Genomic DNA, 24,799 nt, shown 5'->3' with positions numbered 1-24,799 from the left:
AAAGTGTCTAGCTCTGCATAAATTCTATTTACGTTTTAAAAAAACAAAAACGTAATTTCATTCAAAGTAGGGGGGGTGACTTTAAGCTAGGTCATTTGCCATAGCCTGACGATAATTCTCAGGAACTGGCGTTATCGCATGCGTGTAGTTTTCGTGATCTATACCGACATTAATTGCTGCGCCATCTTTAACCGCAGCAATCATCTCTGGGGTTAATTCAAAGCGCATGAAGTGCACCGCAGAGGTCTTGTCTTCGGTTTCGCGCTCTAAGTCTTCATTGCTAATCGCGAATACTTTGTCGAATCCTTCAACTTGTACCCAGGTTTTTCGGTCAATACCGATGAGTTGAGATAATGCTTTTACTCTTTCTTCAACATCCACATATTCAATCATCATCGTCGCTTTCCAGTTTGTACCTGTTGGCAACATTGCGTTATAGACTTCCAATTCTTCGTTAATACCTGCTGCATCAAATACTTTTTCGGCACGTAGAATTTCCTGAATTTGATATTTTAAGGTAGTTGCATCTTCGAAATACAGCGTAACATTTGGTCCAACAGGTAGATTGCGGCTCTTTTTGTGAAGCATGGTTGCAGCGCGAATTTCTGGTCGCTGTTCGTGATACTGTTCTAAAGAAAGTAAGTCATCTCTGGTGAGTTGTTGTGTCATTTTTTTATCCGTCAATCTGATTTATAGCCCGTAAGCCATACGTAATAAGGTTAGTGGGTGCTGTGGCTCTGAATCATCCTTCATGCCATTCGCTATCTGATGTCCTGCCATAGGACAGTCACTACTGTAAAAGTCTGATTCCGACTTTTGGACTTTAGAAATAACCGGGCGACAGATTTTCATCGATTTCTCATGAAATTCTTCTTTGACCGCGTATGTACCGTCATGACCAGAGCAACGCTCAATCGTTTCTATCGTAGTATCTTGAACCAGCTGTAAAAGGTCTCTGGTTTTTAAACCCATGTTTTGTACACGTAAGTGACAGGCTGCATGATATGCAATTTTGCCTAGTGATTTCTTGAAGTCTATATTTAGCAGCTCTTCTTTGTGACGCAACATCAAGTATTCGAAAGGATCAAAGATGTGCTCTTTTACTTTCTGTACATCCGCATCATCAGGGAACATTAACGGTAATTCTTGTTTGAACATCAAAACACAAGAAGGTACGGGAGCGATAATGTCCCAGCCTGCATCAATCTTTTTCACCATCTCAGGGATGTTGATGTTTTTAGCGTGTTCTACAGATTTTAAGTCGCCTAGCTCTAGCTTCGGCATGCCACAGCACACTTCTTTATCGACTAAGGAAACTGCGATCTCATTGTGGCGTAGTACTTTGCCCAAATCTTCTAATAGATGTGGTTCATTGCGATTGCCATAACAGGTCGCGAAGATGGCTACTTTGCCTGTAGTTCGGCCCGCTTGTTTAACATCTGCGTGCGTGCTTTTGCTTTCTTCTACTGTTGATGCAAGTAACTTTCTGCCGGTTTTACTGTGATATTTAGGAACAGTAGCATCAGGGTGAATACCTAGCACTTTCTGTAGCGCTTTTCTGGCCAAGCCATTTTCATTCGCAGCGTTAACGATAGTTGAAACAACCGGAATTCCAGCTAGGTTTCCGACCTTATCGGTAGCCGATAAAATCTTGTCGCGAGTTTTAAAATCACCTTTCTTATGCTTAATAGCTTTTGCCCTGAGCATCAGGTGAGGGAAGTCGACATTCCACTCGTGCGGTGGTGTGTAAGGGCACTTTGTCATATAACAAAGGTCGCACAGGTAACATTGATCGACGACTTTTACGAAATCTTTCTTATCGACACCATCGACTTCAAAGGTGTCAGATTCATCGACCAAATCAAATAAAGTGGGAAATGCATCGCATAGGCTGACACAACGGCGACAGCCATGGCAGATATCATAAACCCGCTCAAGTTCTTCATTGAGCGAATCTTCGTTGTAAAAATCTGGATTTTTCCAGTCTAAGGGATGTCGTGTGGGTGCTTCTAAATTGCCTTCACGTGCTGCCATAGTGATTAAATTCCGTTTCTTAATCCAACTTTATACTTTATATGTGTTCCCTCTCTTAAGGAATAAGAGAGGGAGGAATCTTCAAAATTAAATGAAGATTAGTCGTCTAGATTGTCTAGCGCTTTCTGGAAACGGTTGGCGTGTGAGCGCTCCGCTTTGCCCAGAGTTTCAAACCAATCAGCGATTTCGTCAAAGCCTTCTTCACGAGCTTGCTTAGTCATTCCCGGGTACATATCTGTGTACTCATGAGTTTCACCAGCAACCGCTGTTCTTAGGTTGTCAGCAGTAGGACCAAATGGAAGGCCTGTTGCTGGATCGCCCGTTTCTTCTAAATACTCAAGATGACCGTGAGCATGTCCTGTTTCACCTTCAGCAGTTGAACGGAAAACAGTAGCTACATCGTTGTAACCTTCAACGTCAGCTTTTGCTGCAAAGTATAAGTAACGACGGTTTGCCTGAGATTCACCTGCAAAAGCATCTTTTAGGTTTTGCTCAGTCTTGGTTCCTTTAAGAGACATAATTTTTCTCCTTGGTTGTTATAAAATTATTTTGGTAAGATTTTTATGAAAGTCGCAGACGCAACTGACCTTTATAATATAGGAAGTATACCTAGATAGGTCTAATTGAATAATTAGAATGATTTGATTCATGAAAGCGAAGATCAGAAAAACTTAGCTATACCTAGCGTTGTAAGGTAGTTTTCAAATCCGGATAGCGCATTTTAATTTTTAATGATTCAAGCATTTTGTCATTTTTTATCCGACGAGACTCTTTCATATACGAAATCATCCCTGCGCTTAAGGTTTTCTCCGCTGCTTCCAGACTGATTTGTGGCGGGCGCGGTAAACCCGCAAAATCAGCTACGTTATTAAAATAATCCGTCATGGTGCTAGGGTTGCCATCGGTGACATTGATTATTTCATTGCTAAGTTTACATTCCATGGCCGCAACACACGCTTGCGCAAGGTCATCAGCATGAATACGGTTTGTGTAACCCGCATCATCCGCATTAATCACCGGTAAGCCTTTTTTAAGGCGTTCAAGTGGTAATCTTTCTTTGGCATAAATTCCGGGTACTCTTAAAATCATGAATTCGGAGTCTGTTTTATCAGACCAAACCTGCAATATTTGTTCAGCGGATAAGCGTCTTATTGCTCTCTCTGCTTTAGGGTTTACTGCTGAGTTTTCGTCAATCCATTCGCCTGCACTATCGCCATAAACACCTGTGGTACTTATCAAAACAATACGCCGAGGTTTAGCACTGCCTAGTTGTTGAAGAAATTGCTTTAATCGCTGATCTTCACAACCTCTAGGTGTAGGAGGGGCAAAGTAATAGACAGCAGCTTCTTCAAAATCAAAACCATCCAATGAATAAGAACTGTCGAGATCAACGGCATGGGCATCAATATTAAGTGTTTGGCATTGTTCAACAGATTCAGTGGAAGAAACTATCGCTTTTATACTTTGCGTTTCCAGTTGATCTTCGGAAGCCAATAACGCGGCAACACGTTTACCGATATCACCACAACCAACAATCCAGCAATTTTTAAGATGAATATTTGGGGAGTGTGAAGCATTTTCAGAAGTCATGGAAAAAGACTAGCGCTTAATGACCGCTTATACAATATTCATTTTGTCTGCGGCCAATCGGAATCTACTTGAAAAACAAGCGTTTTGCCCCCATCATTGATTAAAATATAATCAATTTTAATTACTCAAATAACTATAAGAATTACTAGGAGATATTCATGGAATTGTTACCCATTGCCATAGTTGTATTCGCAATAATAGTCATAATGATGGGCGTCAAACGTGTTCCACAAGGCATGGAATACACCGTAGAACGTTTTGGTCGCTATACCAGAACACTAAAGCCGGGTATTCAATTTCTGATTCCATTCATTGACGGCATTGGAGCCAAAGTGAACATGATGGAGCAAGTAACTGATGTTCCTCAGCAAGAAGTAATCACCAAAGATAACGCCATGGTAACCGCAGATGGTGTGGTGTTTTTCAAGGTAATGGATGCAGCAAAATCAGCCTATCGTGTAAACGATATGTACCGTGCGGTTCTTAATATCACCATGACTAATATTCGAAGCGTGATGGGTTCGATGGACCTGGATGAATTACTCTCCAAGCGTGACGAGATAAACTCTAGATTATTAGTGGTTGTCGATGAAGCAGCTGCGACGTGGGGGATTAAAGTTACTCGTATTGAGATCAAAGATATCAACCCACCTGCTGACCTTGTTGAATCCATGGGTCGTCAAATGAAAGCAGAACGTGAAAAACGCGCGTTGATACTGGAAGCAGAAGGCACACGTGCAGCGCAAATACTTAATGCAGAAGGTATAAAACAATCAGCAATATTAGCCGCAGAGGGTGAAAAAGAAGCGGCTTTTAGAGAAGCTGAAGCACGAGAGCGCTTAGCTGAGGCTGAAGCGAAAGCAACTGCCATGGTCTCACAAGCAATTGCCAAAGGTGATGTACAAGCCATTAACTATTTTGTCGCGCAAAAGTATACTGAAGCTTTAAGAGATATTGCCTCAGCTGATAATTCTAAAATCATTATGTTACCAATGGAAGCAGCGAGCTTAATGGGCTCTATCTCTGGTATTGCAGAAATTACCAAAGAAGCATTTGGCAATAAGGTAGATAAATAATGGAAGGGCTTACAAACGGGCTTTTTGATAATTTACAGTTCTGGCATTGGTTGGTTTTTGCCATTGTACTAGTGATACTCGAAGTGTTTTCCCCTGCCGCATTTTTTATGTGGATGGGCGCCGCAGCCGGTGTTACTGGTTTAGCACTATTGGCATTGCCAGAAATGAGCTGGCAAATACAGTTTATTCTATTTTCTGTTGCGAGCATTGCATCCATTTTAGTGGGACGTACATTTTTCAGCCGCAAATCAGCGAATACCGATGACCCAACCTTGAGTCAACTTGAACACGAACTTACAGGGAATGTATACGAAGTTGAAAAAGATATAGTCAATGGAAGCGGACGTATAAAAGTCGGCGAATCAACCTGGAAAGCACAAGGGCCTGATAGTAAAGCAGGTTCTTCGGTTAAGGTTATTGGCGTTAAAGGTGCGGTTCTTTTGGTTGAGCCAGTTTAACTTTATTCCTTGAGTCACCCCCCTACTTATAGGCACTTTTTGAAAAAATGTGCCTATAAGTAGGGGGGTGACTCAATAAACTATTTATGCGTCTTTATCAGGAAACACCACCAAATGTTCAAATTCCATGGTGATTCCAAGCTCCTCACCCACTTCGTGATTATGATGTGAATGCACCAGCGATAGCAGCTGTGTTCCATCTTCCATTTCCAGCGTGAAAAGGTTATTTGCACCTCTGAATACGCGAGAGACAATCTTTGCTTTGCGCGGGCTACAGTCGTCATGGATGATGTCATCAGGGCGGACTAAGACTTTCACCTTACACCCTGGCTTACACATTTTAGGAACGATTCCTTCTAATGGTGCGAGTGATGTTTTTATGACATTGTCGTCCATTACTTCGCCGTCGATAAATACCCCGGAGCCGATGAAGTCTGCAACAAATATCGATTCTGGCTCATGGTATAACTCATAGCCACTTCCCCATTGCAGTAACTTGCCCTGATTGATTACACCGATGCTATCTGCCATGGCGAATGCTTCATTTTGATCATGTGTAACTAACACAGCAGTGATGTTCTCGTGTTTCAGAATACTGCGGACTTCTCTGGCTAATTCTTCACGCAGTTCGGCGTCCATGCTGGAGAATGGTTCGTCCAGTAATAGTAAATCTGGTTTTGGCGCTAAGCCTCGAGCGAGTGCAATACGTTGCTGTTGACCGCCTGATAATTCATGCGGGTAGCGTGCGCCATAGTCTTGTAGATTAATCAGTTCTAGTAATTGTTTTATGCGTTCTGATTTATCTTTTTTACTCAAGTGGCGTATGCCAAAGCCAATATTTTCAGCAATAGTAAGGTGTGGAAATAGCGCAAAATCCTGAAACACCATGCCGATATTTCTTTTTTCTGGTGGCATGGTGAAACCGACATTGCTAACGGTTGTATCGACTAGTTTTATGCTGCCGTGTGTAATCGGTTCAAAACCAGCTATCGCGCGTAACAAAGTGGTTTTGCCACAACCACTAGGTCCAAGTAAACAGCCAATTTCGCCTTTATCTAATTCGAAACTTGCTTGTGTGACAACCTCGTTTTGGTCATAAGCAATGGAAACGTTATCTACGTGGAGTATTTTCATTTATGTCTTCCAGCACGGGAATGGCTAATCGCCTTACTCAATAATATCACTGGGATGATACCAACTAAAACAATCATTAAGGCAGGTGCTCCGGCATCAGGTAAGCGTTCATCAGCTGCCATTTCATAAGCACGAACCGCTAAGGTATTAAAATTAAAGGGGCGCATAATCAATGTAGCGGGTAATTCTTTTAACACATCAACGAATACTAAAAGCAACGCGGTTAGCACGGTGCCACGCATAATCGGCATGTGAATCCGACGTAACACGCCAAAGGGCGATAAACCCAGAGAGCGACCTGCGTCATCCATCGTTGGTTTTATTTTACCCAGACCAGAGTCGATTGCTTGAATAGAAACTGCTAAAAAGCGCACGGTGTAGGCAAATAGCAGCGCAAACAGGGTGCCTGAGAATATTAAGCCGGTGGAGATATCAAAGTGCTCTCGCATCCATGCATCAATACTATTATCCAGCCAGGCAAATGGTACCATTACGCCAACAGCGATAACGGTACCCGGAATGGCGTACCCCATTGAAGCGACATTAACACTGGTGTTAATGACTTTGGTTTTGCGTAATCGCTTGCCGTAACCCAATAACAAGGCAATGCTAACGGCAATCAATGCTGCCAAAGCCGCAAGCATTAAACTATTACCCACCAGAACAAAAAAGGATGCGTCGATCACTTCTTCTGCGGTGGTGAATGTCCACACGAATAACTGCAAGGCAGGAATAATAAAGCCAAGCAACAACGGCATGAAGCAGGCAAATACAACTAATACTGCCATCCAGCCTTTCATTTGATAGCGCTTGATCGTTGAATATTTATTGGTTGAATGATGAAATTTAGCGCGCTTGCGTGACCATTTTTCAAGCATTAACAAAGCAAACACAAAGCCGAGCAATAAAGCTGCTAATTGCGCCGCAGTTGCACCATCACCCACGCCGAACCAGGTACGGAAAATTCCTGTAGTGAAAGTGGAAATGCCGAAATATTGAACGGTTCCGTAATCGGCTAATGTTTCCATTAACGCTAATGATAAACCTGTGACAATCGCAGGGCGTGCAAGGGGTAAAGCAACGCGGTAAAAACCTTGCAGCGGTGTATTGCCCAAAGTACGGCTCGCTTCAAGCACAGCGATAGATTGATCCAAAAACGCTGCACGTGCCATCATATAAACATAAGGATAAAGCACTAGCGATAGCATCATTATTGCGCCACCAATCGAACGTACCTCAGGAAACCAGTAATCCTTGGGGCCCCAGCCAAAGGTTTCGCGTATGAATGTTTGTAGTGGTCCAGCAAAATCCAACATACCGGTATAGGTATAAGCAATAATGTAAGCGGGAATTGCCAGCGGTAATAATAAAGCCCAAGAGAAAAAGCGCCGACCGGGGAATTCACACATGCTGGTTAACCAGGCAGTGGTGATGCCGATACTTAATACGCCAGCAGATACACCCACCATGAGAATTAAAGAATTAGTGATGTAATCCTTTAATAAGTAGTCGTATAAATGCGTCCAGTTTTCATTGAAAGGCTGCAATAAAAAGCTTGCAACAACCAGAACGGGTAGCGCCATTAATAACGCAATCGTCACAATTGAAACATTCCAACGATCCAGCTTTGGCAAGCGAAATCCTACTTTGGAAGATGTTTGATTTGTGGACTGATTATTCATTACAGCGTTAAGTATTAAGAGTGGCGAGAGTTTAAATTAAATGAGAATTATTCGCAATTAAACCGTAATTAAAACGAGTGAATAACCGGGAAAAGAGATTAAAGGTCACCCCCCTACTTTAAGAGGGTTTTTATCGTAACGTTGATTATTCTATTTTGAAGGGTATCAAGCACAGAAAGTACTCGATACCCTTTTTGAAGGATTTGAAGCCAGTCTTTAAAAAACTGACACTGCTACGAATGCGTGATCAGTTTAAAAAAGGTTTAAGGTGTTAACCTTGCTTCAATAACCTTTCAAGATCAATCAAAGCTGCATTAGCTCTTGAAATATAGGACGCCATTACCAATGAATGGTTGGTCACAAAGCCAAAACCTTTACCGTTAAGAATCACCGGACTCCAGATAGCTTGTTGAGTGCCTTCCAATTCACGAATAATTTGACGCAAACTGATCAGCGCATTTTTGTCTTTTAACACGTCGTTAAAATCGACTTCAATCGCTCGCATAATGTGAATTAGTGCATAGGTCTGACCGCGAGCTTCATAAAACACATCATCAATTTTAAACCAGCCCGTTTTAACATAGTTAGATTCTGCGTTAGGCGTCGATTGTTTGGCGTTTTTATCGCCAGCCAGTGACGTATCTAATTGCTCTCTACCCACACTTGAACTCAGTTCTTGCGCTAATGAACCTAAGCGTTTTTTTACCAAGTCTACCCAGTCGCCTAAATTATCAGCACGTGCGTAGAATTGTGCGTTGTTTTTTCCTGTACTAGATAATCTTGCAAGATACTTATCCAGTGTTTTGATGCCGTCTCTGTATTGGCTTTCAGCGGGCGGTAAAATCCATAGATTGGTGTCTGTATGAAATTTAGTTGCGGTATTGATCAAGTCATCATCTTCCTGCGACTGCGATTGTGAACGACTTAAATCATTTCGTAATGCCAATGCCAGATCACGGGCTTGCACCAGCACACCAAATTCCCAATTAGGCATATTGTCCATAAATACACCGGGAGGCATGCGGTCGTTTTCAATGAATCCCCCGGGCTTGTCGAGTAGGGTTTTCATTAACCGTGATAATGTTGCGGTAGTGGTAAAACCGGTTACCATTTCAGCACCCATTTCATCGGCATAGGTTTGTGCATTGGTATTTACATCAAAGCGTGCGGGTTCGCGGCTCCAGTAAAACATCAGTAAAAGTGACAGAATGAGCAAGGTGACAATAAACATTCCTATTGTCCATTTAAGGCCTTTTTCTTTCCAGGTTGAGGGTTTGTATAATGAAAATACTTTTCCAACTGCACCCATGTGAAAACTCCAAGATTAAATTAGTGTGAGATGATTCAAATATGCGGCTTTAGGCGTGACTTATCAAGTACACTGTGCGAAGTTCTGGTGAAATCTAATAAATACCTCTTATGAAAACCATCTTTAAAGAATATATCAATGTAGCATTGCAAGTGAGATGGGCATTTTTACTGGTGATGATCGGCATTATCTCTGCGACTTTTCTAGGGATCTATGTGCCTGTTTTTTATAAAAATATAGCGAATGGCTTTGCCGAGCCTTTTAGTGCAGAAACCAGTGCGATGATGCTGCAGAATTTCTGGATGATTGTGTTGTTCTATGCCGGTATCTGGCTATCCTGGCGTGTGCTTGAAATCGGTATCGTGCCTGTTGATGGAGGTGGTATGCGTCTGTTGAACAAGCGCTGCTTCAAGGTATTGAAACGTCAGAAATTTCTGTATTTCGAAAATAATTTCTCGGGTAGTTTAATCAAACAGGCAGGGCGTTTTTCACGCTCTTATGAAGTGATTGTGGACTGGTTTATTTTCCAGTTTGTACAAAATGTATTAAGCATCTCGATCGCTTTTATTATTTTCTATCAACACTACCCTGAGTTTGCTTACTATTTTCTGGTATGGGTGATTGGATTCATTATCTGGAGCGTGGGTTTTTCCATCTGGAAATTGAAATACGATAAAGCCGTTGCAGAAAGTGACTCAAAGTTGGGGGGTGCCTATTCTGATGCAATCAGTAATATCTTTATCGTTAAAAGCTTCGCCCTAGAAAAAAGCGAACAAAACAACATCGATGAAAAAGCCGATGTGGTTTATCAAAAAACCAAGATTGCCTGGATATTGATGTTTGTTTCATTTGCGGTTCAAGGCTTTTTGACCATGGGCATCGAGCTGGTACTGGTGTACAAAATGATTGGTAAGTGGGAGCTGGGCCTATTCAATGTCGGCGAATTCGTTTTATTCCAATCGATTCTGTTGATTTTGGTGCAGCGTCTCTGGGAATTCGGACGAAATTTCCGTAACTTTTTCACCGCCTTGGCCGATGCCGCAGAAATGGCGGATGTCTTTAAAAATGATGATTTCGAGCGAGATTCTTCCACCGCCAAAGATTTGAAGATCAGTAACGGTGGCATTCAAATCAAAAACATTAATTTTGCTTATTCAAGCAGTGATAAAAGTCAGGATGGATTGTTCGAAGACTTTTCGCTGGATATAAAACCCGGCGAGAAAATAGCCTTAGTAGGACATTCCGGTTCAGGCAAAACATCACTGACTAAATTGCTGTTTCGCTTTTTTGAACCGCAACAAGGCAAGATTTTATTCGATGGACAGGATGCCAAAGACTTTACTCTGTCATCGCTACGCAATCAGATTTCATTAGTGCCACAACAACCCGAGTTGTTTCACCGAACCGTGCGAGAAAATATTTTACTGGGTGAAGAAGTCAGTGAAGAGGCGTTGATCAAAGCGGCTAAAAACTCAGGGTGTTTAGAGTTTATTCAAAGCCTGCCAGAACAGTTTGAAACGATGGTGGGAGAGCGTGGGGTGAAACTTTCAGGTGGTGAAAAGCAGCGAATCGCATTGGCCCGCGCTTTTCTGGAAGATGCGCCTATCGTGGTATTGGATGAAGCAACAAGTGCGTTAGATTCGATTACAGAAAAACAAATTCAATCAGCCATATTTGAACTGATTGAAGAGAAAACCGCGATAGTGATTGCACATCGTTTATCTACTATTTTACGAATGGACCGAATTCTAGTGCTCGATAGCGGCAAAATTATCGAACAGGGGACGCATCAGGAATTACTTGATAAAGGCGGTAAATATGCAACCATGTGGAAGCATCAAAGTGGTGAGTTTCTAAAACAGAATTAAGGTTTATAGAGGTCAAATTTTACCTCTAAGCGTTTTGTTAAAATATGCCTCATACACGCTAAGTTATAGAGTCTCCTTTTAGTCGAGCTATCACTAAGCTTTGGCATAAATTCGTGCTAACGTTTTAAAAAACAAAACGAGAACTCATTCAAAGTAGGGAGGTGACCAAATGAAAATAGTTGAAGCACAATCTGAAGATATGGAGATAGTCCGTGATTTCTTTCGTGAATATCAGGCCTGGTTAAATGTGGATATCTGTTTTCAGGGGTTCGAGGAAGAATTAGCGAGTTTGCCCGGTCGCTATGCCGCCCCAAAGGGAGCGATTTATTTGGTGTTCGATGATGACGAACCAGTAGCCTGCGCTGCGATAAGACCAAGAATCGATAAAGCAGAAACAGAAGCGGAGTTTAAACGTTTGTTCGTGCGGGAATCGCACCGTAAAAAAGGTATAGGAAAAATTGTGTTTAATGCGGCGATGAATAGCGCAAAAGCAATGGGTTATGAGACCGTGGTATTAGAAACCTTACCGATAATGGAATCAGCCAAGCATCTTTATCAACACTATGGCTTCAAACATTGCGCCCCTTATTTTGATGATGCTGACCCAAGCGTTGAATTTTTCCGTTATCAATTCGACCCATCCACATAACTGCTTAGCCAATCTCTACAATAATATATGAGTAAAAACAAGTTATCGTTCGCAGATAAATTACTGCACTGGTTTGATGATCACGGTCGTAAAGATTTACCGTGGCAACAGGATATCAACCCTTATCGAGTCTGGGTGTCTGAGATTATGTTGCAGCAAACGCAAGTGAAAACAGTTATTCCATACTTTCAACGATTTATGGAGTCATTTCCAACGGTTAAATCTCTGGCAGACGCAGAGCAAGATGAAGTTTTAAAACACTGGTCAGGCTTAGGTTATTACGCGCGTGCGAGAAATATGCATGCGGCAGCAAAAATGGTACGAGATGAGTTTAACGGCGAATTCCCTAACGATATTGAAAGCATCCAACGTTTAAAAGGCATTGGGCGTTCAACTGGCGCAGCTATTTTATCGATTGCCAGTAATCTGCCAGAACCGATTTTGGATGGAAATGTTAAACGAGTGCTAAGTCGTGTTTTTGCGGTGGAAGGCTGGGCAGGAAAGTCTGCGGTGTTAAAAGAATTGTGGACGCTTGCCGAACAAACCACGCCCAAAACGCGCAACGCTGATTACACTCAGGCCATTATGGACTTGGGTGCAACGCTGTGTACCCGCAGTAAACCACGTTGTGATGATTGCCCGATGAAAAGCGATTGCATTGCTTATGCCGACAATCGACAAGCAGAATTACCGGCGAAAAAGCCGAAGAAAGCTATCCCTGAGAAAAATACGATAATGCTCATTGTTAAAGATGAAGCGGGTGATGTGTTTATGCAGAAACGTCCACCAACAGGAATTTGGGGAGGATTATGGTGTTTTCCTCAATTTGAAACAGAACAAGACGCGGAAAACTGGACAGAAGAATTCTTGGGTCAATGGGATCAAAAAGTACAAAAGCTCGATATTCTTAGCCATACTTTCAGTCACTTTAAGCTGCACATTCAACCCTTGATAATTCAATTGAAAGCCCCCATTAAAATGAGTGTGATGGAGAAAACAGATAACCTCTGGTATAACGTCAACACAGAATTCAACGGTGGTCTTGCAGCACCTGTAAGCACATTGTTAAACACATTAATTACAGAAGTAGTTACATTAAAAACGACACAAAAAAATTCAACAGTTTAGTTATTAAAAATTAGTTATTAGAAATTAAAGGACAGAAACATGGCAAGAATGGTTAATTGCATCAAGCTAGGCAAAGAAGCAGAAGGTTTAGACATGCTGACTTACCCAGGTGAGTTAGGACAAAAGATTTTTGACAATATCTCAAAAGAAGCATGGCAGGGATGGGTAAACCATCAAACAATGTTACTCAATGAGTATCGTTTATCACCAATTAACCCGAAGGATCGTAAATTTCTTGAAGAAGAAATGGAGAAATTCTTACTTGGTGAAGGTCCATCGTCAGTAGATAATTTCGTACCAGAATAAATAATAAAGACACCCCCCTGCTTTTAAGCTTTTTTTGTAAAAAACCGGCTGTAAGTAGGAGGGTGACTTTAAATAATTAAGGACACTAATGGCAGCAAACTGGATTCCAGCATCGGTTATTGAAAACCGCAAATTGACAGATAGGCACTTTGCCCTGATCTTCGACGCTGAACTATTGCCTTTTAAACCGGGTCAGTTTGCGCGCTTGCAAATCGAAGCAGAAAACGATGAAGGGGAATTAGAAAAGTTCGCTAACCCTTACTCATTAATCAATACGCCTGATGAAAAATATGCCGAGGTCTATTTTAACACTGTGGCAGATGGCAAAGTGTCTAACGGTTTAGCGGCTTTAAAACCGGGTGATACGCTGGAAATTGCGCAACCTTGCGTGGGCTTTTTCGTGTTGTCACAAATCCCGGATTGCAAACACCTGTGGATGCTTTCTACAGGAACAGGCGTCGGTCCCTATTTGTCGATGCTTAAAACCGATGAAGTCTGGGAGCGATTTGAAAAAATCACCTTGGTGCACGCGGTTCCTTACGCTAGCGAATTGAATTACTCAGAACTCATTGAGCAGTTTGCGGCAGAACACCCCGATCAATTTCAGTTTATTTCTATTGTCAGTCGTGAAGATCATGAAGGATCACTCAAAGGACGTATTCCTGCTTTAATTGAGAACGGTGAACTGGAAGCGAAAGCGGGTTTGGAAATTAATAAAGAAAACTCGCATGTGATGTTGTGTGGAAATAGTGGTTTACTCAACGATACCAAAGCGGTGTTGTTAGAGCGTGGCATGAATAGACACCTTAATCACAAACCCGGGCATGTTTCTTCAGAGCAGTACTTCTAAGTTAGTTTTTAGCTGACTTTCTCGTTTCGTCTTTATCTCAAGACTAACTAATACTTCGCTATATTTTGATCTGTTACTGTTTCTAAAAGCACGGTAGAAAACTCAGCGGGTTTTTTTCGGTAAACCACATGGTTGCCTTTAAATGTTCTTATTGTCCAGCCCCGTTCTTTGGCGCGTTGCCATGAAACATCTCTCGAGCGTTTTTCTTCTGACATGCCTTTTGGTACGAATGCCAGATAGGTTGCATTCAATCGTTTAGCTGCTGGGTTTATATATGATACTGGCTCGGTATACGATTTTAGAGATTGTATAACGTCTCTGGGATATGGTTTATCGAACTTCAGCCAGGGGAAATGAATCATGCCATTAATGACTTTGTAACTGGGTTTCAATGGTTTCACATCAATCATCGACATACCATCATCAGGCACCATAGCATCGACAAAAGTGACATGGCGAATACGTTGAGGAATACGGTTCATCACGCCGGTTAACACCATTCCGCCATAGCTGTGCCCAACTAAAATAATATTGTCCAAGCGCTCGAAAATAATCGTATTCACCACATCGTTAATGTGAGTGGTGAGTGAAATTTCTGGGCTGGCCAAATGATATTTCTCACCTAGCCCCGTGAGTGTCGGTCTATAAACGATGTGACCTTTTGCGGTCAGATGCTGCGCAACGGTTTTCCAATCCCAACCACCACCTGTGGCGCCATGCACAATAACGAATGTGTATTTTTCTGAGTTCTCAAGTGTTTTGCTGGCGTCTTCACTTGCTAATTCTTTCGCCATTAAACTGGGAGAAAATAACGCAAAAACCAAACATAAGATTGGAATTGTTATTAATTGTAGAATTATAGGAATAAATTGACCGCGTGTGATTTTCATATCAGCTAATGTTAGACGTAGATGCCTTCATTTTAATTAGTTGATGAAGAAATAGAAAATAGTTTTTATACAAATAAAAGTATTAAAACACACCCCCCTACTTTTAGGCCAATTTTATAAAAAACAGGCTAAAAGTAGGGGGGTGTGTTTATCGATGACTTATTGTTTTGAATGTTGCGAAACCTAACGAACTAATTTTACGCTGAAATTTTGCTCATTGATTGGCTCGTCGCGAAATCGAGCATGCGTTGTGTCGATCTAAGCGCTTTTACGCGTACTTCTTCATCAACGAAAATTTCATTGTTGCCATTCTTTAAAACTTCTAACAAATTATGCAGGCCATTCATTGCCATCCAAGGGCAATGCGCACAACTAACGCAATTTGCACCATCACCGTGAGTTGGTGCAGGGATAAATACTTTGCCGGGTGCTTCTTGCTGCATTTTGTAGAAAATGCCTTTATCGGTGGCAACGATAAATTCCTTATTGGGCATATCTCTCGCAGCATTGATAATTTGGGTGGTTGAACCAACCACATCGGCCATTGCGATGATTTCTTCGGGAGATTCAGGATGTACCAGAACACCAGCATTGGGGTGCTTTTCGATAAGTTCGCCCAATGAACGGGTTTTGAATTCGTCATGGACGATACAGGCGCCTTGCCAGCATAACATCTCAACCCCTGAAACTTTCTGGATGTAATTACCTAGATGTTTATCGGGTGCCCATAATACTTTTTTGCCTTGTTTACCGAGCCAGCTAACTAAATCTAAAGCGATTCCTGAAGTAACAACATAATCAGCGCGTGCTTTCACATCGGCGCTGGTATTAGCATAAACCACAACGGTATGGTCAGGATGCGCATCACAAAATGGGGCAAAATCTTCAATTGGACAGCTAAGGTCCAGAGAACATTCCGCTTCGAGTGTTGGCATTAACACGCGTTTTTCAGGGGTCAGAATTTTTGCCGTTTCGCCCATGAAACGAACACCAGCAACAATTAATGTTTTTGCAGGGTGTTCATTACCAAATTTAGCCATGTCGAGAGAATCAGAAACATAACCACCGGTTTCTTCTGCAAGTTCTTGCAGTTCCTGGTCAACATAGTAATGTGCGACCAATACGGCATCCTGTTCTTTCAGGAGCTTTTTGATCTCATCTTTGACGGCTTCTTTTTCTTCAGGAGAGTAATGTGGGCGCAAATTTTCGATTTGTGCCGTTACCGGAACTTTAAATTCTGGAATGATGGGTGCTGTTACAGTAGACATGTTTTATACTTTGGGTCTCAAATCCTAGATTTCAACAGTATATCAATCCATGTCAGATAAAAATACCAGTAAACCTTTAGTTCTCGTCGATGGCTCATCGTACCTATTCCGTGCGTTTTACGCATTACCATCGAGCCTTACCAGCCCAGACGGGATGCAAACCAACGCGATTCACGGCGTTCTGAATATGCTCGATAGGTTGAGAAAAGACTATCAACCAGATCACATGGCGGTAATTTTTGATGCGAAAGGCAAAACCTTCCGCAATGACATGTTCCCCGAATATAAAGCCACGCGCCCACCAATGCCGGATGAGTTGCGCGATCAAATCGAGCCGCTACACAAGATTATCGAAGCACAAGGCTATCCGATGATAGTAATGCCAGGTGTTGAGGCTGATGATGTGATCGGCACGATGTCGAAACTGTATGACGGTGATGTAATCATCTCAACGGGTGATAAAGACATGGCACAGTTGGTCGATGACCAGATCAGTTTGATCAACACCATGTCGAATAGCTTCCACGATCGCGCAGGCGTTATTGAAAAATATGGTGTGCCACCTGAGCGTATCCGTGATTACTTAGCGTTGATGGGGGATAAGGTCGACAATATTCCGGGTGTACCTAAAGTGGGGCCAAAGACCGCTGTTAAGTGGTTGACCGAATATGATTCTCTTGATGCGATTATGCAAAACGCGGATAAATTTGGTGGCAAGATTGGTGAAAACTTACGTGAGTCATTGGAGTTTTTACCGTTATCGTATGAATTGGTGACGATTAAATGTGATCTTGAGTTGGATGTGTCTCCAGAGTACTTAAGCTTTAACGAAGAAAATAAACAACTACTGGCTGAGCTTTATCAGAAGTATGGTTTCCGTACGCGTTTAAGCAATTTGCAATCAACCTCAGATACGCCGATTCAGTTGAAGCCAGAAGCTGTAGGTTCCAATAGTGATAGCGAAGAAATTGGAATCCCGGAAATAGAAGAGATTAAAGAAGTTGATTACCAAACAATTCTTACCGAAGAGCAATTAGATAGTTGGATTGCTGATTTAAAAGATTCAAAACTATTCGCGTTCGATACTGAAACAACTAGTCTTGCGTATATGGATGCCAGAGTGGTTGGGATGTCATTTTGTATCAAAGCAGGCACAGCAGCTTATTTGCCGCTAGCACATGATTATGTAGGTGTTCCTCAGCAACTGAATTTTGATGCTACTTTGGCCAAGTTGAAATCACTGCTTGAAGATCCTACTGTGCTTAAAGTCGGTCAAAATCTTAAATATGATCGCTCTGTGTTGCTAAATCACGGTATAGAGTTAAAAGGTATCGCGCACGATACGATGCTGGAATCTTATGTTCTGGATTCGGTATCGAATCGCCATGATATGGATACGCTGTGTGAAAAACACCTTGGGCATATCAATATAAAATTTGAGGATGTTGCTGGTAAAGGCAAGAAGCAACTCACCTTTAATCAGGTCCAAATCGATGATGTAACTCAGGATAGTGATGATCCTGATGTTGAGGCAACAGTGACTCGTGGCGCCGCTTATTACGCAGCGGAAGATGCAGATATGACTTTACGTTTACATAATTTCTTCTGGCCGCAACTAAGACCGCGTCAGGCACAAGAAAAACTGTATCGTGAAATCGAAGTGCCGTTACTCAAAGTATTATCAGATATTGAGCGCAATGGTGTATTGGTCGATGCTGAAATGCTAGGAAAGCAGAGTGAAGAATTATCGATCAGAATGAAAGAACTGGAACGGGATATTTATGAATCAGCGGGTGGTGAGTTTAATCTAGGCTCACCTAAGCAGATTCAGGAAATTTTCTTCAACGAAGATAAGCTAAATCTTCCCGTTATCCGTAAAACACCCAAAGGTCAGCCGTCAACCGCTGAAGATGTGTTGCAGGAATTAGCGGAAGAGCATGAAGTACCGCGCTGGTTATTGGAGCATCGAGGATTGAGTAAGTTGAAGTCGACTTACACAGACAAATTGCCATTAGAAATAAACCCTCAAACAGGCAGGGTGCATACGTCTTATCACCAAGCGATTGCAGCTACTGGTCGTTTGTCATCGAGTAATCCTAATCTACAGAATATTCCAGTACGAAATGCTGAAGGCAGACGTATTCGTCAGTCGTTTGTTGCACCCGAAGGGTTTAAAATTTTAGCGGCTGATTATTCTCAAATAGAATTACGCATAATGGCGCACTTGTCAGGTGATGAAGGTCTGGTAGAAGCGTTTTCTCAAGGTAAAGATATTCATCGAGCGACTGCCGCCGAGATATTCGAAGTACCGCTTGATGATGTGCAAACAGAGCAACGTCGTGCAGCGAAAGCCGTTAACTTCGGTCTTATTTATGGCATGTCCGCGTTTGGTTTGGCGAAACAACTCAAGGTTTCACGCACTGAGGCAGCAGAATACGTAACAAAGTATTTTCAGCGCTATCCGGGTGTTAAGCATTATATGGAAGACACGCGTGAAAAAGCGAAAGAGGATGGCTATGTGGAGACGCTTTTTGGTCGTCGCCTATACCTGCCAGAAATAAATGCTAAAAACGCCATGAGACGTCAATACGCGGAACGTACGGCGATAAATGCGCCGATGCAGGGCACGGCTGCAGATATAATCAAAGTAGCAATGATTAGTGTCAACGATTGGCTCCGTGAAGGAACCAGTAAAACCACGATGATCATGCAAGTACACGATGAATTGGTATTTGAAGTTGCTGAAGATGAAATTGAAACCGTTGAGTCGATCATAGTCGATCGTATGGTTAAAGCGGCTAATCTGGATGTTCCATTAATTGTTGATACAGGCCTTGGTATTAACTGGGATGAAGCGCACTAATTAACAGCTCATAAAAACCTGCTGTAAGTAGGGGGGGTATCAATTAATACTCTTTTGCCAGTTTTCTAAACTTTTTAAAAAAAGAATGATCTAAATTAACTATTCGTTCGTACAGCTTATAGCTGTTACCAGAAATCAATCAATTTACTTCATAGCAAAAAAAGGATGGACAATTAAAATGAGAATTAATCATTACAAAAAAATGCTCGTAATCATGGGTCTTGCTTTTTCTGTATCTGCTTCTGCAGATATCATTAAGAAAGCAAGCTCGCATAGTGTCAAAGAAACCATGGATAAATTTGAGACGTTGGTGAAATCTAAAGGTATGGGTGTATTTGCGCGCGTTGATCACACTAAAAATGCGGCTGGTGTGGATATGAAAATGAATGATGCCGAAGTATTGATTTTTGGTAATCCGAAAGGCGGCACGGTTATTATGAAGAAAGACCCAGCTGTAGCTCTGGATTTACCATTGAAAGTAGCTGTTTATAAGGATGATGCTGGAAAAGTATGGTTGAGCTACCGTAATCCACAAGATCTTGCGAAAGACTATGATGTTGCTGAAGTTCCCGTATTGGGTAAAGTTGAAACTGCTTTGGATAAGTTAACGACTGCTGTCACTAAGTAATTAACAGAAAAACCTGCTTAGCCGAGGCATGGCCGAGACAATGCTGGAGCATAGCGACGGCAGCCCGAAGGGCGAGGTTTTCCTTAGAAAAATAAAAACCTCGTAAAAGTAGGGGGGTGACTTTTAAAGCTCATTATGAGCCCAAATGTCACCCCCTACTTTTAACGTGTTTTTATGAGTTGAAGATTCTCTAACGTTTATCTATCTTCACGTAATCTCTTTTGTCTTCACCCGTATAGAGTTGACGTGGTCTGCCAATTTTTGAACCTTCATCTCCCATCATTTCATTCCACTGAGAAACCCAACCAACCGTACGTCCAAGAGCGAACAATACGGTGAACATATTTAATGGAATACCCATTCCCAGGAAGATAATACCTGAGTAGAAATCAACATTTGGGTATAGGTTACGGGAAACAAAGTACTCGTCTTCTAACGCTACTTTTTCTAGTTCCATAGCAGTCTCGAGTAGTTTCTTATGCTCTGGATTGCTGAATGTGTTTTCTGCAATCATCTCATGACAGGTTTTTCTAATAATCTTAGCGCGAGGGTCGTAATTTTTGTAAACACGATGTCCGAAGCCCATTAATCTGAAGCGGTCCTCAGGATCTTTAGCTCTATTAATAAACTCTGAAATTGGTTTGCCAGATTTATTGATCTCGGTGAGCATTTGAATTACTGCTTCGTTAGCGCCACCATGCGATGGTCCCCAAAGAGAAGCAATACCGGCTGCAATAACGGCAAACGGATTAGCTTCCGAACTACCTGCCAGACGCACGGTAGAGGTGGATGCATTTTGTTCGTGATCGGCGTGTAATACCAAGATCATGTCTAGCGCTTTTTCCATCAATGGATCAACGATATATGGCTCAGATGGCATCGAGAACATCATGTGCAAAAAGTTGCCGCTATAGCTTAATGAGTTTTTAGGGTATACGAATGGCATTCCCTTAGAGTAACGATAACTCCAGGCAGCGATAGTTGGCATTTTTGCAATGAGTCGATGTGCAGCATCCATACGGTCTTCTTCGTCATGCACATCTTCATCTTCATGATAAAAAGAAGATAATGCGCCGACAACACCAACCATGGTAGCCATTGGATGTGCGTCACGTCTAAAGCCCAGGAAGAATGTTTTTAGTTGTTCCTGAAGCATCGAGCGCGTACGGATAGATTCTTCGAATTCTTCTAGTTGTTTTGTATCGGGCAGTTCACCGTTTAATAACAGGTAACAAGTTTCTAAAAAGGAGCTCTCTTCAGCTAATTGCTCGATAGGATAACCGCGATATTCGAGGATACCTTTGTCTCCATCCAGATATGTGATTTTACTCTCACAACTTGCTGTAGACATAAAGCCGGGATCATAAGTGAAGTAGCCTAGTTCTTTATAAAGGCTGCGTACATCCACCGTCATAGGGCCACTTGTAGGCTTGTATAAATCGAGCTCAATTTGCTTGCCAGTGCGGTTGTCAATTAGCGTAACGCTATCTCTTTTGGACATACTCTTGCTTCTCCACTCTCTTATTGGTAGGAAATTATTTTATTTACGGGGTATTAATTTTTATATGACATGTTATTCAAATTCGATGACTAAATCGCTCTGCTCGAGGATTTCTCCGACATCAAGATGAATCTTTTTGATCGTTCCTGCAAAAGGGGCTGTAATAGTTGATTCCATTTTCATTGCTTCAATCACAAACAATGGAACATCTTTTTCAACAGTTTGACCTTCTTTAACGTTTATTGCAGCTAAACGACCTAAAATGGGTGTGCCTACTTCGTTTTCTTCAACGGCTTTTCTATTGACCTTTTTGGTTGATACAACAGATTCATCTCGAATAGTAATACTTCGTGTCTGACCGTTTAGATCAAAAGTAACTGTTCTGATTCCACCAGCATCTGGTGGCGAGCAGTACAGCATTTTAATAATAATGACTTTGCCTTTACCAAGTTCAACTGTGACTTCTTCTCTTTGCTTCAGGCCATAGAAAAAGGCGGTTGTTGGTAGCACAGAAATGTTTCCAAATTCTTGCTCGTGCTGATAAAAGTCTTCATAAACTTTGGGATACATCATATAAGAGAGGAAATCCGTCATCTCTCTTTTTTCATCAAATTTTTCTTTGAATGCTGCGAACTCTTTATCAAAATCGATGGGTTCTAAATGAGCATTGGGACGATCTGTAAAAGGAGTATCGTTCTTTAGTACTAGCTTACTCAGATCTTCAGGGAAACCTCCGGGAGGTTGTCCTAAGTTACCTTTGAATAGGTCGTGTACGGATTCTGGAAAAGCTAAGGTACCGCCTTTTTCCATCACATCTTTTTCTGTTAGGTCGTTAGATGTCATGAATATCGCCATATCACCCACTACTTTGGATGATGGGGTAACTTTAACGATGTCGCCGAACATTTTATTTACGATGGCATAGTTTTCTTTTACTTCTTCAAACTTATGCTCAAGACCTAGTGCAATCGCTTGTGGGCGCAAATTAGAATATTGGCCACCTGGAATTTCATGGTTATAAACTTCTGCGGTTCCCGCTTTCAAGCCGGATTCGAAAGGGTAATAAACTTCGCGAACATCTTCCCAGTAGTTTGCATACTGGTTGAGTGATTCAAGATTAAATTCCTGTTCGCGAGGTTGGCCCTGCATAGCCGCGATCATTGAATTCAAATTTGGTTGAGAAGTTAAACCAGACACTGAACTTAGACAGGCATCAACAATATCCACATCTTTTTCTATGGCCTTAAGCAACGTTGCAGACTGTATGGAAGAGGTGTCATGTGTATGCAGATGAATTGGTAAGTCTGTAGCGTCTTTAAGTGCAGGTATAAGCTCTTCCGCCGCGTATGGCTTAAGAAGACCGGCCATGTCTTTTAGAGCTAGCGTGTGTGCGCCAGCATCTTCGAGTCTTCGTGCTAAATCAAGGTAGTACTGTAGATTAAATTTATTGCTCTTATCGGTGTTTAGCACGTCGCCTGTGTAACAAATGGTAGCTTCGGCAATACCGCCTGTTTTTTCACGTACTACCTGTATAGATTTCTCCATTCCTTCGATCCAGTTAAGTGAATCAAAGATACGGAATACATCGATACCATTTTCCCAGGACTCGATGATGAACTTTTCAATCAAGTTATCTGGATATGCTTTATAACCAACCGCATTTGAACCACGGAAAAGCATTTGGAATAAAATATTAGGAACAGCTTCGCGAAGTTGTCTCAGGCGTTGCCAAGGACATTCATGCAAGAAACGCATAGCAACATCAAAGGTAGCTCCACCCCACATTTCCAAAGAAAAAAGCTGCGAGTGGTTTTTAGCTAAACCTTCTGCAACTTTGAGCATGTCTTTGGTTCTAACACGTGTAGCTAGTAAAGATTGGTGTGCGTCACGCAGTGTTGTATCCGTATAAAGAATATTATCTTGATCTTTTATCCATTGCACAAAACCATCGGCACCCAGTGAATCAAGTATGTTCTTGGTTCCTTCAGGATACTCGGCTAATTTATTAAAAGCGGGGATGACCGGTTTTCTAAAAGTGCGATCCGGATCGAACGATTTAATATCTGGATTGCCGTTAACTATAACTTTAGACAGATAACTAAGTGTCTTTGTTCCACGGTCTAAATGCGATGAAACATCAAAAAGTTCGGGATGATTTTCGAGGAAAGTTACCTTAACTTCGCCGGCTTTGAACGTTGGGTGTTCTAAAACATTTAATAAAAAATGAATATTGGTTTTAACACCGCGAATTCTGAATTCTCTTAGGGCCCTATGTGCTCGTTGGATTGCACCTTCTAATGTTCTACCTGAGGCTGATACTTTAACCAACATAGAATCGTAGAATGGAGATACTTTAGCACCAACATAGGCCGCGCCTACATCAAGACGAATACCAAAACCAGCAGCACTACGATAGGCAATGATGGTTCCGAAGTCTGGTTTGAATCCCTGAGACGGGTCTTCCGTTGTGATTCGACACTGAACAGCAAATCCACGTATGAAAATATCATCTTGAGACTGGATGTTTATCTGCGGATCTGAAAGTTTTGCGCCGTCAGCTATATGGATCTGGCTGCGAACAATATCTATACCGGTGATTTCTTCGGTAATGGTATGTTCAACCTGTACCCTAGGGTTAACTTCTATAAAGTAGATTTGTTCGTCACTATCAACCAGAAATTCTACTGTTCCTGCGTTGCTATAGTTTACATGGCGAGTAATCTTTAGCGCGTAGTCGAAGAGTTTTTGACGTGTTTCTTCTTTAAGTGTTGAACTTGGTGCAACCTCAATAACTTTCTGGAAACGTCGTTGTACTGAACAGTCGCGTTCGTACAAGTGAACTAGGTTACCAAAGGTATCGCCTAGAATTTGAACTTCAATGTGTTTAGGTGAATCGATGTATTTCTCTAAAAATACAGTGTCGTCGCCAAATGCTTTTGCAGCTTCGTTACGAGCTTCATTAAAGGCGTTGGGTAGCTCATCAGCAGAGCGCAAGATACGCATTCCGCGTCCACCACCACCAGATGCTGCTTTGAGCATCATAGGATAACCTATTCTTGTTGCTTCTTTTTCTGCAATTTCTAATGAAGTAAGTGCTTCCTTGCTATCTTGGATAACAGGAATACCTGCATCAATGGCATTTTGCTTAGCTTGGACTTTATCGCCAAGTTGTTCCATGACTTCAGGCGCCGGACCAATAAAGATGATCCCTTCTTCTCTGCAGCGCTTTGCGAACTGTACATTTTCAGAAAGGAATCCATAACCCGGGTGAATAGCATCAACATGATTTACTTTCGCCGTTTCAATTAAGCCTTCGATATCAAGGTAAGGCATTAAAGGATCTTCATCTGCTCCAATTTGGTAAGCCTCATCGGCTTTGTATCGGTGCGGAGAGAAACGATCTTCGTGGGTGTAAACTGATACCGTCGTTACATTAAGCTCAGCAGCAGCTCGTAAAATACGGATGGCAATTTCACCACGGTTGGCGACAAGTAACTTTTTGATGTTATTAGTCATCCATTAAGGGTAGGAAATAAATTACTATTAGGGAAATGAATAGCTTCAA

20 protein-coding genes are annotated in these 24,799 nt (G+C 41.9%); 9 read left to right on the top strand and 11 right to left on the bottom strand.

The genetic code is table 11. The features are described from left to right. Nucleotides 1-81 precede the first annotated feature (81 nt). From Q1A31_RS00345 to Q1A31_RS00330, 4 genes are all read right to left on the bottom strand, one after another. Nucleotides 82-669 (bottom strand): DUF3501 family protein, encoded by a 588-nt coding sequence (locus Q1A31_RS00345; RefSeq protein WP_299870800.1) that lies wholly within the window; start codon nt 667-669, stop codon nt 82-84. Between the two features lie 21 nt (nt 670-690). Beyond that, entirely contained in the window at nt 691-2,034 is a 1,344-nt protein-coding gene (locus Q1A31_RS00340; RefSeq protein ID WP_299870798.1) for a heterodisulfide reductase-related iron-sulfur binding cluster, read from the bottom strand. Nucleotides 2,035-2,132: 98 nt separating this feature from the next. Next, nucleotides 2,133-2,552, bottom strand: a complete 420-nt coding sequence (locus Q1A31_RS00335; RefSeq protein WP_131904803.1) for a rubrerythrin family protein — start codon at nt 2,550-2,552, stop codon at nt 2,133-2,135. 163 nt (nt 2,553-2,715) lie between these two features. Then, nucleotides 2,716-3,624 (bottom strand): SDR family oxidoreductase, encoded by a 909-nt coding sequence (locus tag Q1A31_RS00330; protein WP_299870794.1) that lies wholly within the window; start codon nt 3,622-3,624, stop codon nt 2,716-2,718. Between the two features lie 158 nt (nt 3,625-3,782). On the opposite strand from Q1A31_RS00330, the gene Q1A31_RS00325 reads away from it, so the two are divergent. Together Q1A31_RS00325 and Q1A31_RS00320 are read left to right on the top strand one after the other, a co-directional pair. Continuing rightward, a complete protein-coding gene (locus tag Q1A31_RS00325) occupies nt 3,783-4,700 on the top strand; it encodes an SPFH domain-containing protein (RefSeq protein WP_299870792.1) in 918 nt (305 codons plus the stop codon). Then, nucleotides 4,700-5,158, top strand: coding sequence for an NfeD family protein (locus tag Q1A31_RS00320; RefSeq protein ID WP_299870790.1), 459 nt, complete (start codon nt 4,700-4,702; stop codon nt 5,156-5,158). The genes Q1A31_RS00325 and Q1A31_RS00320 overlap by 1 nt, the downstream gene beginning before the upstream one ends. A gap of 84 nt (nt 5,159-5,242) precedes the next feature. On the opposite strand, the gene Q1A31_RS00315 is transcribed toward Q1A31_RS00320, so the two are convergent. The 3 genes from Q1A31_RS00315 to Q1A31_RS00305 all read right to left on the bottom strand — a co-directional run bounded on the left by Q1A31_RS00315 (nt 5,243) and on the right by Q1A31_RS00305 (nt 9,283). Then, complete coding sequence (locus Q1A31_RS00315; protein ID WP_299870788.1) at nt 5,243-6,292, bottom strand: ABC transporter ATP-binding protein; 1,050 nt, start codon at nt 6,290-6,292, stop codon at nt 5,243-5,245. Further along, nucleotides 6,289-7,926 (bottom strand): iron ABC transporter permease, encoded by a 1,638-nt coding sequence (locus Q1A31_RS00310; RefSeq protein ID WP_366942941.1) that lies wholly within the window; start codon nt 7,924-7,926, stop codon nt 6,289-6,291. The genes Q1A31_RS00315 and Q1A31_RS00310 overlap by 4 nt, the downstream gene beginning before the upstream one ends. Before the next feature lie 319 nt (nt 7,927-8,245). Beyond that, nucleotides 8,246-9,283, bottom strand: coding sequence for a DUF2333 family protein (locus Q1A31_RS00305; protein ID WP_299870786.1), 1,038 nt, complete (start codon nt 9,281-9,283; stop codon nt 8,246-8,248). Nucleotides 9,284-9,393: 110 nt separating this feature from the next. On the opposite strand from Q1A31_RS00305, the gene Q1A31_RS00300 reads away from it, so the two are divergent. From Q1A31_RS00300 to Q1A31_RS00280, 5 genes are all read left to right on the top strand, one after another. Then, on the top strand, nt 9,394-11,151 hold the full coding sequence (locus tag Q1A31_RS00300) for an ABC transporter ATP-binding protein (RefSeq protein WP_299870784.1): 1,758 nt from the start codon (nt 9,394-9,396) through the stop codon (nt 11,149-11,151). Nucleotides 11,152-11,320: 169 nt separating this feature from the next. Continuing rightward, nucleotides 11,321-11,800 carry a GNAT family N-acetyltransferase gene (locus Q1A31_RS00295; protein WP_299870782.1) on the top strand — a complete coding sequence of 160 codons (480 nt, stop codon included), beginning with the start codon at nt 11,321-11,323 and terminating at the stop codon, nt 11,798-11,800. 27 nt (nt 11,801-11,827) lie between these two features. Further along, nucleotides 11,828-12,928 (top strand): A/G-specific adenine glycosylase, encoded by a 1,101-nt coding sequence (gene mutY, locus Q1A31_RS00290; RefSeq protein ID WP_299870781.1) that lies wholly within the window; start codon nt 11,828-11,830, stop codon nt 12,926-12,928. A gap of 39 nt (nt 12,929-12,967) precedes the next feature. Next, entirely contained in the window at nt 12,968-13,234 is a 267-nt protein-coding gene (locus Q1A31_RS00285) for an oxidative damage protection protein (protein WP_299870778.1), read from the top strand. A gap of 88 nt (nt 13,235-13,322) precedes the next feature. Then, entirely contained in the window at nt 13,323-14,084 is a 762-nt protein-coding gene (locus tag Q1A31_RS00280) for a ferredoxin--NADP reductase (protein WP_299870777.1), read from the top strand. Nucleotides 14,085-14,131: 47 nt separating this feature from the next. Here Q1A31_RS00280 and Q1A31_RS00275 read toward each other — a convergent pair whose 3' ends face one another. Both Q1A31_RS00275 and nadA read right to left on the bottom strand, forming a co-directional pair. Beyond that, nucleotides 14,132-14,974, bottom strand: coding sequence for an alpha/beta fold hydrolase (locus tag Q1A31_RS00275; protein WP_299870775.1), 843 nt, complete (start codon nt 14,972-14,974; stop codon nt 14,132-14,134). A 197-nt stretch (nt 14,975-15,171) separates the two neighbouring features. Continuing rightward, the gene (gene nadA / locus Q1A31_RS00270; protein ID WP_299870773.1) at nt 15,172-16,242 is read right to left on the bottom strand and encodes a quinolinate synthase NadA; all 1,071 of its coding nucleotides are present in this window, start codon (nt 16,240-16,242) and stop codon (nt 15,172-15,174) included. 49 nt (nt 16,243-16,291) lie between these two features. On the opposite strand from nadA, the gene polA reads away from it, so the two are divergent. Together polA and Q1A31_RS00260 are read left to right on the top strand one after the other, a co-directional pair. Continuing rightward, complete coding sequence (gene polA / locus Q1A31_RS00265) at nt 16,292-19,105, top strand: DNA polymerase I (RefSeq protein WP_299870771.1); 2,814 nt, start codon at nt 16,292-16,294, stop codon at nt 19,103-19,105. Between the two features lie 178 nt (nt 19,106-19,283). Beyond that, nucleotides 19,284-19,733 carry a DUF302 domain-containing protein gene (locus Q1A31_RS00260; protein ID WP_299870769.1) on the top strand — a complete coding sequence of 150 codons (450 nt, stop codon included), beginning with the start codon at nt 19,284-19,286 and terminating at the stop codon, nt 19,731-19,733. Nucleotides 19,734-19,923: 190 nt separating this feature from the next. On the opposite strand, the gene Q1A31_RS00255 is transcribed toward Q1A31_RS00260, so the two are convergent. Further along, the gene (locus Q1A31_RS00255) at nt 19,924-21,234 is read right to left on the bottom strand and encodes a citrate synthase (protein ID WP_299870768.1); all 1,311 of its coding nucleotides are present in this window, start codon (nt 21,232-21,234) and stop codon (nt 19,924-19,926) included. A 72-nt stretch (nt 21,235-21,306) separates the two neighbouring features. Continuing rightward, nucleotides 21,307-24,750 carry a pyruvate carboxylase gene (locus Q1A31_RS00250; RefSeq protein WP_299870767.1) on the bottom strand — a complete coding sequence of 1,148 codons (3,444 nt, stop codon included), beginning with the start codon at nt 24,748-24,750 and terminating at the stop codon, nt 21,307-21,309. Between the last annotated feature and the right edge of the window lie 49 nt (nt 24,751-24,799).

The organism is uncultured Cocleimonas sp. (assembly GCF_947495625.1).
Taxonomy (GTDB): domain Bacteria; phylum Pseudomonadota; class Gammaproteobacteria; order Thiotrichales; family Thiotrichaceae; genus Cocleimonas.
The sequence above is the reverse complement of the archived record's forward strand: the minus strand, read 5'-3'. Positions and strand labels throughout refer to the sequence as shown.

Bases quoted from the DNA above. Each gene is read 5' to 3' on its own strand.
- Q1A31_RS00315 (WP_299870788.1), bottom strand. From the start codon at position 6,292: ATGAAAATACTCCACGTAGATAACGTTTCCATTGCTTATGACCAAAAC.
- Q1A31_RS00305 (WP_299870786.1), bottom strand. From the start codon at position 9,283: ATGGGTGCAGTTGGAAAAGTATTTTCATTATACAAACCCTCAACCTGG.
- Q1A31_RS00275 (WP_299870775.1), bottom strand. From the start codon at position 14,974: ATGAAAATCACACGCGGTCAATTTATTCCTATAATTCTACAATTAATA.
- Q1A31_RS00345 (WP_299870800.1), bottom strand. From the start codon at position 669: ATGACACAACAACTCACCAGAGATGACTTACTTTCTTTAGAACAGTAT.
- Q1A31_RS00320 (WP_299870790.1), top strand. From the start codon at position 4,700: ATGGAAGGGCTTACAAACGGGCTTTTTGATAATTTACAGTTCTGGCAT.
- Q1A31_RS00280 (WP_299870777.1), top strand. From the start codon at position 13,323: ATGGCAGCAAACTGGATTCCAGCATCGGTTATTGAAAACCGCAAATTG.
- nadA (WP_299870773.1), bottom strand. From the start codon at position 16,242: ATGTCTACTGTAACAGCACCCATCATTCCAGAATTTAAAGTTCCGGTA.
- mutY (WP_299870781.1), top strand. From the start codon at position 11,828: ATGAGTAAAAACAAGTTATCGTTCGCAGATAAATTACTGCACTGGTTT.
- Q1A31_RS00295 (WP_299870782.1), top strand. From the start codon at position 11,321: ATGAAAATAGTTGAAGCACAATCTGAAGATATGGAGATAGTCCGTGAT.
- Q1A31_RS00250 (WP_299870767.1), bottom strand. From the start codon at position 24,750: ATGACTAATAACATCAAAAAGTTACTTGTCGCCAACCGTGGTGAAATT.
- Q1A31_RS00340 (WP_299870798.1), bottom strand. From the start codon at position 2,034: ATGGCAGCACGTGAAGGCAATTTAGAAGCACCCACACGACATCCCTTA.
- polA (WP_299870771.1), top strand. From the start codon at position 16,292: ATGTCAGATAAAAATACCAGTAAACCTTTAGTTCTCGTCGATGGCTCA.
- Q1A31_RS00330 (WP_299870794.1), bottom strand. From the start codon at position 3,624: ATGACTTCTGAAAATGCTTCACACTCCCCAAATATTCATCTTAAAAAT.
- Q1A31_RS00285 (WP_299870778.1), top strand. From the start codon at position 12,968: ATGGCAAGAATGGTTAATTGCATCAAGCTAGGCAAAGAAGCAGAAGGT.
- Q1A31_RS00300 (WP_299870784.1), top strand. From the start codon at position 9,394: ATGAAAACCATCTTTAAAGAATATATCAATGTAGCATTGCAAGTGAGA.
- Q1A31_RS00255 (WP_299870768.1), bottom strand. From the start codon at position 21,234: ATGTCCAAAAGAGATAGCGTTACGCTAATTGACAACCGCACTGGCAAG.
- Q1A31_RS00335 (WP_131904803.1), bottom strand. From the start codon at position 2,552: ATGTCTCTTAAAGGAACCAAGACTGAGCAAAACCTAAAAGATGCTTTT.
- Q1A31_RS00325 (WP_299870792.1), top strand. From the start codon at position 3,783: ATGGAATTGTTACCCATTGCCATAGTTGTATTCGCAATAATAGTCATA.
- Q1A31_RS00260 (WP_299870769.1), top strand. From the start codon at position 19,284: ATGAGAATTAATCATTACAAAAAAATGCTCGTAATCATGGGTCTTGCT.